The sequence below is a fragment of the Saccharopolyspora oryzae genome, assembly GCF_027853915.1.
Taxonomy (GTDB): domain Bacteria; phylum Actinomycetota; class Actinomycetes; order Mycobacteriales; family Pseudonocardiaceae; genus Saccharopolyspora; species Saccharopolyspora oryzae.
Map to the genome: position 1 here is coordinate 1 of NZ_JAQGLA010000134.1, position 11,936 is coordinate 11,936.

At 66.7% G+C, this 11,936-nt stretch carries 14 protein-coding genes; 4 read left to right on the forward strand and 10 right to left on the reverse strand.

Going from position 1 to position 11,936, the window contains the following annotated elements:
- Positions 1 to 85 precede the first annotated feature (85 nt).
- Complete coding sequence (locus OU415_RS36550) at positions 86 to 919, forward strand: sulfurtransferase (RefSeq protein ID WP_270954289.1); 834 nt, start codon at positions 86 to 88, stop codon at positions 917 to 919.
- Between the two features lie 80 nt (positions 920 to 999).
- Here the strand turns inward: OU415_RS36550 and OU415_RS36555 are convergent, their stop codons facing one another.
- Positions 1,000 to 1,884 (reverse strand): NmrA/HSCARG family protein, encoded by an 885-nt coding sequence (locus OU415_RS36555; protein WP_270954290.1) that lies wholly within the window; start codon positions 1,882 to 1,884, stop codon positions 1,000 to 1,002.
- Positions 1,885 to 1,987: 103 nt separating this feature from the next.
- Between OU415_RS36555 and OU415_RS36560 the strand changes: the two genes are divergently transcribed.
- Positions 1,988 to 2,569 (forward strand): TetR/AcrR family transcriptional regulator, encoded by a 582-nt coding sequence (locus tag OU415_RS36560; protein WP_270954291.1) that lies wholly within the window; start codon positions 1,988 to 1,990, stop codon positions 2,567 to 2,569.
- Here OU415_RS36560 and OU415_RS36565 read toward each other — a convergent pair.
- The 3 genes from OU415_RS36565 to OU415_RS36575 all read right to left on the reverse strand — a co-directional run bounded on the left by OU415_RS36565 (position 2,535) and on the right by OU415_RS36575 (position 3,723).
- On the reverse strand, positions 2,535 to 2,921 hold the full coding sequence (locus tag OU415_RS36565; protein ID WP_270954292.1) for a DUF5946 family protein: 387 nt from the start codon (positions 2,919 to 2,921) through the stop codon (positions 2,535 to 2,537). The genes OU415_RS36560 and OU415_RS36565 overlap by 35 nt on opposite strands.
- A gap of 284 nt (positions 2,922 to 3,205) precedes the next feature.
- The gene (locus tag OU415_RS36570) at positions 3,206 to 3,412 is read right to left on the reverse strand and encodes a hypothetical protein (RefSeq protein ID WP_270954293.1); all 207 of its coding nucleotides are present in this window, start codon (positions 3,410 to 3,412) and stop codon (positions 3,206 to 3,208) included.
- An 83-nt stretch (positions 3,413 to 3,495) separates the two neighbouring features.
- Positions 3,496 to 3,723: a zinc finger protein gene (locus OU415_RS36575; RefSeq protein ID WP_270954294.1), complete on the reverse strand. Its 228-nt coding sequence runs from the start codon at positions 3,721 to 3,723 to the stop codon at positions 3,496 to 3,498.
- Positions 3,724 to 3,842: 119 nt separating this feature from the next.
- Here OU415_RS36575 and OU415_RS36580 point away from each other — a divergent pair, with 119 nt between their 5' ends.
- Both OU415_RS36580 and OU415_RS36585 read left to right on the forward strand, forming a co-directional pair.
- Entirely contained in the window at positions 3,843 to 4,724 is an 882-nt protein-coding gene (locus OU415_RS36580; protein WP_270954295.1) for a helix-turn-helix domain-containing protein, read from the forward strand.
- A gap of 17 nt (positions 4,725 to 4,741) precedes the next feature.
- Positions 4,742 to 4,924, forward strand: a complete 183-nt coding sequence (locus OU415_RS36585) for a DUF397 domain-containing protein (RefSeq protein WP_270954296.1) — start codon at positions 4,742 to 4,744, stop codon at positions 4,922 to 4,924.
- A gap of 61 nt (positions 4,925 to 4,985) precedes the next feature.
- On the opposite strand, the gene OU415_RS36590 is transcribed toward OU415_RS36585, so the two are convergent.
- The 6 genes from OU415_RS36590 to OU415_RS36615 all read right to left on the reverse strand — a co-directional run bounded on the left by OU415_RS36590 (position 4,986) and on the right by OU415_RS36615 (position 11,739).
- Positions 4,986 to 5,987: an ABC transporter ATP-binding protein gene (locus OU415_RS36590; protein ID WP_270954297.1), complete on the reverse strand. Its 1,002-nt coding sequence runs from the start codon at positions 5,985 to 5,987 to the stop codon at positions 4,986 to 4,988.
- On the reverse strand, positions 5,980 to 6,990 hold the full coding sequence (locus OU415_RS36595; RefSeq protein ID WP_408641986.1) for an ABC transporter ATP-binding protein: 1,011 nt from the start codon (positions 6,988 to 6,990) through the stop codon (positions 5,980 to 5,982). Before OU415_RS36595 ends, OU415_RS36590 begins: the two co-directional genes overlap by 8 nt.
- Positions 6,991 to 7,001: 11 nt before the next feature.
- Positions 7,002 to 7,961: an ABC transporter permease gene (locus OU415_RS36600; RefSeq protein WP_270954299.1), complete on the reverse strand. Its 960-nt coding sequence runs from the start codon at positions 7,959 to 7,961 to the stop codon at positions 7,002 to 7,004.
- Positions 7,954 to 8,880 (reverse strand): ABC transporter permease, encoded by a 927-nt coding sequence (locus tag OU415_RS36605; RefSeq protein ID WP_270954300.1) that lies wholly within the window; start codon positions 8,878 to 8,880, stop codon positions 7,954 to 7,956. The genes OU415_RS36600 and OU415_RS36605 overlap by 8 nt, the downstream gene beginning before the upstream one ends.
- A 68-nt stretch (positions 8,881 to 8,948) precedes the next feature.
- Positions 8,949 to 10,580 carry a peptide ABC transporter substrate-binding protein gene (locus OU415_RS36610; RefSeq protein WP_270954301.1) on the reverse strand — a complete coding sequence of 544 codons (1,632 nt, stop codon included), beginning with the start codon at positions 10,578 to 10,580 and terminating at the stop codon, positions 8,949 to 8,951.
- Between the two features lie 205 nt (positions 10,581 to 10,785).
- Positions 10,786 to 11,739, reverse strand: a complete 954-nt coding sequence (locus OU415_RS36615) for a Ppx/GppA phosphatase family protein (protein ID WP_270954302.1) — start codon at positions 11,737 to 11,739, stop codon at positions 10,786 to 10,788.
- Between the last annotated feature and the right edge of the window lie 197 nt (positions 11,740 to 11,936).

Below are 11,936 nucleotides of genomic sequence, written 5' to 3' on the forward strand. Positions count from 1 at the left end.
CCCCCCCCACGACCACCTCCACCATCATGTCTCGTCATATGGGAAATTCTTCCCGTTATATGGACTCTTAATCTACTGTGACGACATGAGCCCGACTGCGGCAACTCCGGAGACCATTCCCCCTTTCGTCGACTGCGCGTGGCTTCGAGAGCACCGGGATGACGTGCTCGTTGCCGACGTGCGGTGGTACGGGGGCGGCTCATCCGGGCGGGCGGCGTACGACGGCGGGCACATCCCCGGCGCCGTGCACGTCGACGTCGACGTGCACTTGTCCGGTGACGCCGGATCGCGAGGACTCAATCCGCTTCCCGATCCGGAAGCGTTCGCGCACGCGATGTCGGCCCTCGGCATCGGTGACGATTCGACCGTCGTGGCCTACGACGACGCAGGTGGCGTCATCGCAGCAAGGCTCGTGTGGATGCTCCGGGCGCTCGGGAAGCGCGCCGCGTTGCTCGATGGCGGGATCTCGGCGTGGACCGGGGAGCTCGAAACAGACCCGGCGCAGCCTGCACCCGCCACGTTCACCGCGATCCCTTGGCCTGCGGAGTCCACAGTGGAGGTTGACGACGTCGACCGGTGGAGCGGCGTCGTCGTGGATGCGCGCAACGCCGACCGGTTCGACGGCAGCCTGCAAGCTCCGATCGATCCCCAGGCCGGACACATCCCCGGCGCGGTGAACGTGCCGTGCCGCGAGAACCTCGACTCCGCCGGTCGAGTGCGGCCCGCCGCCGAGGTGCGCGAAGCGTTCGCGAAGGCGGGAATCCAGAACGGCGCCGCGGTCGTCTCGTACTGCGGCTCGGGCATCGCGGCGTGCCACACCTTGCTGACCCTCGAGCACGCGGAGCTCGGCCGCGGCCGCCTCTACCCCGGCGGCTGGTCCGAATACGCCGCCGACCCGCAACGCGTTGCGGAGAAGTAGAGCTCGGAAGTCGCGTTTGCGCAGGCCATCTTGCGTGAGCGGCGATGGTTGCTCTTACGGCCATCGCCGCTCACGACCCTTCACCCCGCGAAGTCCTGCTTCGCGAGCCAGGAGTCGAAGGTGAGCAGGCCCGGGTGGATCTCGCGCAGGGCTGGGATGTCCACTGCGGTGAGGTCCAGCGCGTTCAGCGCCTTGTACGCGTGGTACAGGACCGGGTTCTGCTCGCGGAGGGGCTCCAGCGGCATCTCGACGTGGCGGAGCTCGCGGCCCATCGCCCGGGAGAGACCAGCAGTGATCTGCGGCGGGGTGAGCGCATCACCGGCGATCTGCAGCGCCCCGCCGATGTGCTCGTCGGGGTTCTCGAACGCCAGGGCGGCGAAGGTCCCGATGTCCGCCAAGGCGATCAGCGGTTGTGCCACGTCCGCGCGGAGGGCGCTGACCAGTTCGCCGTTCTCCACCGACTGGCCCGGCAGCATCCCCAGGTAGTTCTCCATGAACGACGCCGGGCGGAGCATCGTGGCCGGCACGCCGATCTCACGGATGTGCTGTTCGACCGCCCACTTGTTCTCCAGCGTCGGGACGCCGCTCGCCTGGTCGGCGTTGAACCCCGAGGCGTAGACGAGGTGCCGGACTCCGGCGGCCTTCGCGGCGTCTGCGACGTTCTTGCCCCAGCGGACCTCCACCTCATGACTCATGCCCGGTGTCAGCTCGGGCGAGACGAAGGTCGGCTGAACGCTGAAAACCCCGTGCACGCCGCGCATCGCGGACTCCAGCGACGCGCGGTCGCCCATGTCGCCTTCGACGACTTCAGCCCCCATGTCGGCGAGCCGTCGAGCCGCGGCGTTCGCGGCGCTGCGGGTGAAGGCCCGCACCTGCCAGCCCCGATTCAACAGCTGGACCGCCGTGGCGCCGCCTTGTTGCCCGGTGGCACCGACGACGAGCACGACCCTGTCTCCTGTGGACACTGCTGCCTCCACTAACCGGATTAAGCGGAACGGTCGCCCCGCTTACTCGGCGACTATACGGAACGCGCGCCCCGGTTGTCCACGGACGCGATAGAGTCAGGGCGTGACGACCACGAACAACCAGGGGAAACGACTGCGCGCGGATGCCCAGCGCAACCGGGATCGCGTCCTGACCGCGGCCCAGGAGCTGTTCGCCGCCGAGGGCCTGTCCGTCCCGCTGGACGACATCGCCCGCCGCGCCGGCGTAGGCCCGGGCACGGTCTACCGCCACTTCCCCACCAAAGAAGCGCTGTTCGACGCGGTCGTCTCGACTCGGATCCAGCGCATGGCCGACCGAGCCCGCGAACAGGCGGAAGCCGACGACCCGGGGCAGGCCTTCTTCGACTACCTCCGCCAGGTGATCGAGCAGGCCGCGCTCAACAAGGACATCTGCGACGCCTTGGAATCGACCGGCCAACAACCAGAAGCGTCCTGCCACGAAGCCGGCTTCAACACCGCCCTGGAAATCCTCCTCGAACGAGCCCAGCGCTCCGGCTCGGTCCGCACCGACATCACGACGCCGGAGCTGCACTCCCTGATCCTCGGCTGCATCGGCATGCACCGCCGAGCAGCAACCGAAAACCGCGCGCCACAAGAGATCGAACTCGTCCTCAACGCCCTCCGCTCGCCCCGCGCCACGCAGTGATGATGTCCTCGGCCCAGGCCGTGACGCGTCCCGAAAAGCCGTAGGCGGGAAAGGTCCCGTCTTGAGCGACGTCGGCGATGGTGACGCCGAAAGCTGCGGGTGGGTCCGACATGCCAAGTCCGCTGTCGGGCAACGCGGCGTCGTGGTTGCGGTGGGAATTGGCGCGACGGGCTCGTTCGGTGAGCCGTGTGGTGGCGGCGAGACCTTCGCCGACGTAGGTGTTCAGGATCGCCCAGGCCCGGCCGCGCTCGGAGGCGGGCAATCGGCTGGGGTGCTGGAGGAGGAAGCAGGAGACCGTGACGCCGTGCAACGGCCCCCAGGGCGCGCGGCGGGAGTGGTCGAGCGCGAGCACGTCTTGGAAAAGCTCTTCGCACGAGCGGGGTTTCGCTGGCGCTCCGCATTCAGGGCAGACCAAATCACTTCCCCCAGTGTCACTTCGAACGACCATGGTCCCTTCCTGACGTGATGGGCTGACAGCAGATCAGCCATCACCAACGTAATGACTCCAGCCGCTGGAGAGTCAACCGTCGACCAGCTTTCCGGGAGTGGCGGGCCGGGCGTCGGGAGGGGGTGACGCCCGGCCCACCGGGAAGGTCCGATGCCCGCGAGGTCGGGGGATTCGGGCACCGGACCAGCTCAGGGATCCGTTCTCAAGTGATGACGCCCGGTGGCCTCGACTTGTCGTCGCCGCTCAGCCTCGACCTCGTCGATCAACTGCCACACGCTCAACGCCCCACCCCCAGCACCACCGTGCTGAGCCCGAGCCGGCCGAACGAACAACATGCTCGCGATCAGCACGTTCACCAGCACCAGAGTGCTCACCTGAAGCCAGAACATCGTCATCCCCATTCCTTCGTCCAGTCGCGCGTTTGCGCAGGTCAGATATGGTCGTGAGTGCGTAACAGTGTTCGAACACTGTTACGCACTCACGACCACCGGGCTCTGATCCGCACCCAGCAACTCATGCAGGTGTCCTGGTCGATCCACTCCGACTCCGGCGGAAGCCGCTGCACCCGCCACGCCTCCACCTCGACCCCGCAGAACGACCTCACGGAGTCATGCGGCTCAGCGCGCTTCGCGGTCACGTTGAACGCGTGCCGGCCGACGCCTACCGGCCGCCAGAACCAGTCCACTCCGAAGAAGTCCCCAGCCATCGCCATCTCCCAACTTGTTGCAATCCCACTTTAATGTGATTGAAGCTACAGTTGAGGCGCAAGGGAAGCGATCAACTCCCACGCGAAAGGGTGTAACCCTCGTGGGCAGACCAGGTGCGATGCTCTACGGCATGCCAACACCGACCGTCCGGCGACTTCTCGTGGGCCACCTCCTGCGTCACGCGCGGGAGCAGACCGGTCTCGACCTCGACGCTGCTGGCAAGCTCATCGGCAAGACCAACAGCACGATGAGCAGGATCGAACGCGGCCACACCGCATTGCCGCAGCACCTGCTGAAGAAGCTCGCGAACGGCTACGAACAGCACGTGCCGAACGCTGTCGACCTGGACGAACTCCTCGATCTGGCACGAGGAAGCCAGGACCGCGGTCGGTGGTCCGGCTATCGATCCGTGTACTCCAAGTACTTCCGCATGGCCGTGGACCTCGAAGCGGACGCTTCCGCGATCTTCCAGTACCAGAACGAGATCGTGCCCGGCTTGCTCCAAACTGAGGAGTACATCCGCGCACTGTTCACAACAGCTCAACTACAACTCAGCGATCAGTCCACTGAGGATGCCGTGGAAGCACGGCTCGAGCGAAAGTCGGTCCTGACCAAGCCGAATGCGCCACAGGTCAGCTTCGTCCTGTCGGAGTCATCGCTTCGACGCCACGTAGGCGATCGGGAGCTGATGGCGAAGCAGCTCCACCACACTGCTGAAATCGCGAAACTCCGCAATGTTCAAATCCAGGTCCTGCCTTTCGACGCAGCGACCGCGCCACGTGCGACGCATGACTTCAACCTGTTCCGAGTGCCATCTCCCGGCAATGCGGGACCTCTCGAATTCGTCTACGTCGAAGACTTCACAGACGGCCGCTACCTGGACGGACACGACGATGTCCACGCCTACACTCTGCTGTGGCAACAGCTCGTAGCGGCTGCGCTAGATCCGGTTGAATCCGAGAAGTTCATCCTGCGCGTCGCCGACGAGTTCGCTCGATGAAGTCTTGGAGGCCAGCGATGACGAACTGGCGGAAGTCCAGCTACAGCCCGCACAACAACAACTGCGTCGAGGTCGGTTTTGGCTTTGATGCAGTTGGGATTCGGGACACCAAGGATCGCGACGGTGAGCACTTAGCCGTCGACCCCGTGCAGTGGCAGGCGTTCGTGCGCGCCATCAAGGACGGCACGCTCGATCGGTGAACGTGCGAAGGGCCCCTCCGGCCGGTTGGCCGGAGAGGCCCTTCTCCTCGTCAGGTCTTCGTCAGGAGACCACGTGGGGGCGTTCTTCTGCGAAGTGGCAGGCCGAGGGGTGGTTGCCGAGGCGGACCTCCAGCTGGGGGACCTCCTCCGCGCAGCGGTCCTGGGCCTTCCAGCAGCGGGTGCGGAAGCGGCAGCCCGAGGGCGGGTTCGCCGGGCTCGGGACGTCGCCGGTCAGGCGGATGACCTCGCGCTTGCCGCGCAGGGTCGGGTCCGGGACCGGCACCGAGGACAGCAGCGCCTGCGTGTACGGGTGCTGCGGGTGCTCGTAGATCTGCTCGTCCGTGCCGATCTCGACGATCTTGCCGAGGTACATCACCGCCACCCGGTCCGACAGGTGGCGGACCACCCCGAGGTCGTGGGCGATGAACACGTACGACAGGCCGAACTCCTGCTGGAGGTCTCCGAGCAGGTTCATCACCTGCGCCTGGATGGAGACGTCCAGCGCGGACACCGGCTCGTCGCAGACGATCACCTTCGGCCGCAGCGCCAGCGCCCGGGCGATGCCGATGCGCTGCCGCTGACCACCCGAGAACTGGTGCGGGTAGCGCTGGATGTGCTCGGGGTTGAGCCCCACCACCTCCAGCAGTTCCTGCACCTTGCGCCGCCGCTCGCCCTTCGGGGCCACCTCCGGGTGGATCTCGAACGGCTCGCCGACGATGTCGCCGACGGTGCGCCGCGGGTTCAGCGAGGTGTACGGGTCCTGCAGCACGATCTGCATGTCGCGCCGCAGCTTGCGCAGCTCGGCCCCGTGCATCTTGAACATGTCGCGGCCCTCGAACAGCGCGCTGCCGCTGGTCGGCTTCTCCAGCCGCATCAGCACCTGCGCCAGGGTCGACTTGCCGCAGCCGGACTCGCCGACCACGCCGAGGGTTTCGCCCTTGTTCAGGTCGAACGACACGCCGTCGACGGCCCGCACCTGGCCGATGGTGCGCTTGAACAGCACGCCCTGCGTCACCGGGAAGTGCTTGACCAGGTCCGTCACCTGGAGGATCGGCTCAGCCACGGCTCATCAACTCCTCCGCGAAGTGGCAGGCGCTGGTCCGGCCCAAGCCCAGGTTGTGGTGGGCCGGGACCTCGGCGCTGCAGCGTTCCTCGGCGCGCGGGCAGCGCGGGTGGAACGGGCAGCCCGACGGCACCTTCAGCAGGTTCGGCGGCAAGCCCTTGATCGTCTCCAGCTCCTGCCCCTTGAGGTCCAGCCGCGGAATCGACCGCATCAGGCCCTCGGTGTAGGGGTGGCCCGGCTGCTTGTACAGCGAGTACGCGTCGGAGGACTCCACGATCCGCCCCGCGTACATCACCACGATCCGGTCCGCGACCTCGGCGACCACGCCCAGGTCGTGGGTGATCAGGATCAGGCCCATGCCGCGCTCGCGGCGCAGCTCGTCGAGCAGGTCCATGATCTGCGCCTGCACCGTGACGTCCAGCGCGGTGGTCGGCTCGTCGGCGATGAGCAGGTCCGGGTCCAGCGCCAGCGACATCGCGATCATCGCGCGCTGCCGCATGCCGCCGGAGAACTGGTGCGGGTATTCCTTCACGCGCTGCTTGGCGTTCGGGATCTTCACCTGTTCCAGCAGGTCGACGGCCTGCTTCATGGCCTCCTTGCGGGACATGCCGCGGCGCATCCGCAGCTGCTCGGCGATCTGGAACCCGACCGTGTAGACCGGGTTCAGCGCCGACAGCGCGTCCTGGAAGATCATCGCCATCGACTCGCCGCGCAGCTCGCGCCGCCGGCGGTCGCTGGCCGCGAGCACGTCCTCTCCGCGGTAGCGGATCGAACCACCGGTGATCACACCCGGCGGCATGTCCAGGATGCCCATGATGGTCTGGGCGGTGACGCTCTTGCCGGAGCCGGATTCGCCCAGCACCGCAAGCGTCTCACCGGCGTCGACGTGGTAGTTGACGCCGTTGAGGACCTTGGCCACCCCGTCCCGGGTGCGGAACTCCACGTGCAGGTCCTCGACCTCCAGCAGGCGCTCCGCCGAGTCCTTTTCGTCCACAGTAGACAAAGCGGTTTCTCCTACTTCTGCTTCGGGTCGAGCGCGTCGCGGACGGCATCACCGAGCATCACGAACGCCAGCACTGTGACCACCAGGAACGCTGCCGGGAACGCCAGCAGGTGCGGGGAGGTCTGGATGTACTGGCGGGAGTCGGCGATCATGACGCCCCACGACACCACCGGGGACCGCAGCCCCAGCCCGAGGAACGACAGCGTCGCCTCGACGGCGATGAACGCGCCGAGCGCGATCGTGGCGTACACCAGGACCGGCGCCAGGCAGTTCGGCAGCAGGTGCCGAAGGATGATCCGCCCCGACCCCGCGCCCAGGGCGCGCGCCGCCTTGACGTAGTCCTGGCTGCGCGCCGAGATCGCCGCCGACCGCATGATCCGCATCGAGATCGGCCAGGACAGCAGCGAGATCGACAGGATCACCAGCGAGGTGATCTTGACCGCGTCGGGCGCCTCGGTGGCCGGGTTCAGCGTGGTCAGGATGACGATCGCGCCGAGCACGAACGGCAGGCCCAGGAAGATCTCGCTGAACCGGGACAGCACGCTGTCCAGCCAGCCGCCGAAGTACCCGGCGATCAGGCCGAACACCGAACCGATCAGCACCGTCAGCGCCGTCGCCAGCACACCGACGATGATCGACGCGCGAGCACCGTAGATGGCGCGGGCGTAGATGTCACGGCCCTGCGTGTCGTAGCCGAACCAGGCCTGCTCCGACGGCGTCTGCCGGGACCGGGCCAGGTCCATGTGGTTCGGGTCCACCGAGGTGAACAGCTGGGGGAAGGCGGCCATCACCAGCAGCACGAAGATGATCGCCATCGAGATCAGGAAGGTCGGCCGCCGGCGCAGGTCGCGCCACGCGTCGCCCCACAGACCGCGCGGCTTCTCGAGCTTGGCGGCGGCCTTGGCCGCTGCGGCGTCGGAACCGGACGGAGCCGGATCCGAAGCCAGACTGGAAGTGCTTTGTTCAGTCATATCGGATCCTCGGGTCGAGAACCGCGTAGAGCATGTCCACGAGCAGGTTCATCAGCAGGTACACCAGGACCAGCAGCGTCACGATGCCGACGACCGTGGTGCCTTCCTTGGTGAGGATGGCCTTGTAGACCAGCCCGCCGATGCCCCGGATGTTGAAGATGCCCTCGGTGACGATGGCGCCGCCCATCAGCGAGCCGAGCTCGGTGCCCAGGAACGTGATCACCGGGATCAGCGAGTTGCGCAGCAGGTGCACCCCGACGACCCGCTTCGGCTCCAGCCCCTTGGACACCGCGGTGCGCACGTAGTCGGCGCGCTTGTTCTCCATCAGGCTGGTGCGGGTCAACCGGGCGACGTAGGCCATCGACGTGCTGCCCAGCACGAAGCCCGGCACGATCAGCTCGCCCCAGGTGGCCTGCGAGCTCACGCTCGGCTTGATGATGCCGAGCTCGGTGCCCAGCACGACCTGCAGGATGAAACCGGTGACGAACACCGGCAGCGAAATCAGGAACAGGGTCGACACCAGCACGAGGTTGTCCATGAACCCGCGCCCGCGCAGACCGGTCAGGATACCGGCGATGATGCCGACCAACGCGGCGAAGGCCAGCGCCACGATCGCCAGTCGCAGGGTGATCGGGTACGCGTCGGCCACCAGCTGGTTGACCGGGATACCTGAGAAGGTCTCACCGAAGTCGCCCTGGAAGATCTGTCCCAGGTACTTGAAGTACTGAACGATCACGGGGTCGTTCAGGTTGTACTTCTCGGTCATCTCCGCGATGTACGCGGGCGGGCACGGCCGGTCCCCGCAGCGGCCGGCGAACGGATCGCCGGGCAACGCCCAGATGAGGGCGTAGATGATGAACGTGGTCCCGATGAATACCGGGATCAGCTGCAGCAGCCGCCGCAGCACGTAGCGTCCCACGTGAACCTCCTCCAGGACGCAAGCCGGGCCCGGCCCAAACTGGTCGGGCCGGACCCGGACTTACCCGATCAGGACTTCAGCTTGACTGTCTTGAAGTTCAGCATGCGGTCAAAGGTCACCGTCGCACCTTCGAGCCGGTCGGACCAGCCGACGGAGGCCTTCTGGTTCCAAAGCGGGATGGACGGCATGTCCTTGGCCAGGATCTTCTCGGCCTCGTTGTAGAGCTTGTTGGCCTCGTCCTCGGTGGGAGCCTGGTCGGCGCGGTTCATCGCCTGGTCGAACTCGGGGCTGGCGTAGCGCATGTAGTTCGACGACGCGTTGGTCCGGTAGACCTTGCCCAGGAAGGTCTCGGCCGCCGGGTAGTCACCCAACCAGCCGAAGCGGAACGGCCCGTTGTGCGCGTTCTCGTCGTGCATCTTCAGGAACTCGGAGAACGTCGGCACCGGGTTGAAGGTGCAGTCCACGCCCAGGTTGTTCTTGAACTGGCCGCAGATCGCCTCGATCCACTCCTTGTGCCCACCATCGGAGTTCGAGGTGATGTTGATCGGGCCCTTGAAGCCGGTCTCGGCCAGCAGCTGCTTGGCCTTCTCCGGGTTGAACTCGCAGTACTCGCCGCAGCCACCGGCCGGGTAACCCGGGATGGCGTCGGCGACGACCCAGCCGGTGGCCGGCTCGTAGCTGTTCTGGAAGACCGTCGAGGTGATCTGCTTGCGGTCGATCGCCATCGACAGGGCCTGCCGGACCTTCGGGTCCTTGTACTGCGGGTCGTACAGCGGGACCTGGAGCGCGTTGTTGCTCAGGATCGGCTTGGCCTCACCGCGGTCCTGCAGGTCGGTCTTCCACTTGTCGCCGACCATCGCCGACGGCGGCAGCTGGTCGATGAAGTCGAGGTTGCCCGACACCACGTCCTGGTAGGCGGTCTCCAGCTCGTTGTAGATCCGGAACTCGATGCCGTTGATCTGCGGCTTGTCCCGGCCCGCGTACTGGTCGTACTTGGTGAGCTTGATGAACGCGTTCGGCTGCCGCGAGTCGAACTTGAACGGCCCGTTGCCGATCGGGTGCTCCTCGAAGGCCTTCGGGTCCTTGAAGAAGCTCTCCGGCAGCGGCATGAACGCCGTGTAGCCGAGCATCGTCGGGAAGGTGGTGAACGGCGCGTCGAGGGTGACCTCGAAGTTCAGCGGGTCGATCACCTTCAGGCCGGACATCTCCTTGGCCGCCGGCGGCGGCCCGGAAGCGGCCTCGGTGTCCTCGCCGCCGCTCGGGTTGACGTCCCGGAAGCCCTGGATGTGGTCGAAGAAGGACGCTGCGGACTGGCCGTTCGGCGCGTAGGCGGCGTAGTTCCAGGCCTTGACGAAGCTCTCCGAGGTGACCGGGCTGCCGTCCTGGAAGGTCCAGCCCGGCTTGAGCTTGATCTTGTAGACCTTGTGGTCGGTCGTGTCGATCGACTCGGCGACCTCGTTGTACGGCTCGGTCGTCTTCTCGTCGTACGCCACCAGGCCGCTGAACATCATCTTCAGCACGTTGCCGCCACCGGTCTCGGTGGTGTTGCTCGGCACCAGCGGGTTCTCAGGCTCGGTGTGGTTGACCGACACGATGCCGTCCTCGGCACCACCACCGCCGCCACCGCCGCCGCACCCGCTGGCGAGCAAACCCACCGCCAGCGGGGCCGCGACCCAGGCGACCAAGCGTCGTTTCCGCATTTACCGTCCTCCTGTTTCCACGCGTGCTCGGAAGTCGCCTTCCCAGACATCACGCGCGGCGGAACATTCACCGCCGCGTCAGACGAGCGTAAACATAAAGGAGAACCACATCACGGCGATGCACTGTCACAAAGCCGTCACTTTCTGATTCGATACAGCTGATCTATCACCCGAAGGTTGGAATCGGACTTCCACATCGTGAGAACTAGCTGATAGACAGCGCTATACCGTCCAGAATGTCGTGCTCACTGACAGTCACGCCGGTGATCCCCGCGCGCTCCGCCAATTCGTCCGCGAGAACCTTCGTCACCAGCGCGCCACCACCGATCACATCCACTCGACCAGGGTGCATCGAACCGATTGCGGCGCGTTCGTCATGCGACATCCCGAGCAGTTCCTCGGTGATTCGCTCAATCCTATTGTGGGAAATACGGGAAAGATGAATGGCGGCTGGATCGTATTCCGGGAGGTCCTGCGCGATCGCGGACAGCGTGGTGGCCGTTCCCGCCACCGCGACCCACGTCTTGACGCCCGAGCAGTCCACCGCGGCGAAGGCCTCGTCGAGCACCTGCCGGGCCACCTTCTCGGCCTCCCGCACCTCCTCGTCGGTGGGCGGATCGCTGTGCAGGCAGCGCTCGGTCAGCCGCACGCAGCCCACGTCGGCCGAGTACGCGGCCGCGATGTCGGCGCTCGCCCCGTCCCAGGTGCCCACCACGACCTCGCTGGAGCCGCCACCGACGTCGGTGACCGCGAACGGGCCGTCCAGCGGGTCCAGGTCGCCGACCGCGCCGGTGAACGACAGCCGGGCCTCCTCGTCGCCGCTGATCACCTCGGCGTCGACGCCCAGGGTCTCCCGGACCATGGAGAAGAAGTCCTCGCGGTTGGACGCATCGCGGGTCGCCGAGGTCGCGACCATCCGGATCCGCTCGACGCCCTTGCGCACGGCGATCCGCGCGTAGACCTCCAACGCCGCCTTGGTCCGCGCCAGCGCCTCGTCGGCGAGCCGCCCGGTGGCGTCCACGCCCTGCCCGAGGCGGACGATCCGCATCTCGCGGTGCACGTCGCGCAGATCGCGCCGACCGTCCTCGTGCACCGTCACATCGGCTACCAGCAAACGGATCGAGTTCGTCCCGCAGTCGATCGCCGCCACCCGTGACATCTGCGTCCTCCTCCGCTTCGCGCAGCCCTCGCGGTCAACGCTACTTGCCCCGAGCAACCGCTCCGAGCCCCGCCCGCGGGGGTGTGAAACTCAGCGCGGAGAAGTGGGAATTCCCGTTGTGCAGCTCCCGATGACGCCCGGCTCGCCGGTCGGGACGTAGACCTCCTGGCCCGGTGCGAGGGTCGTCGGATCGGTGG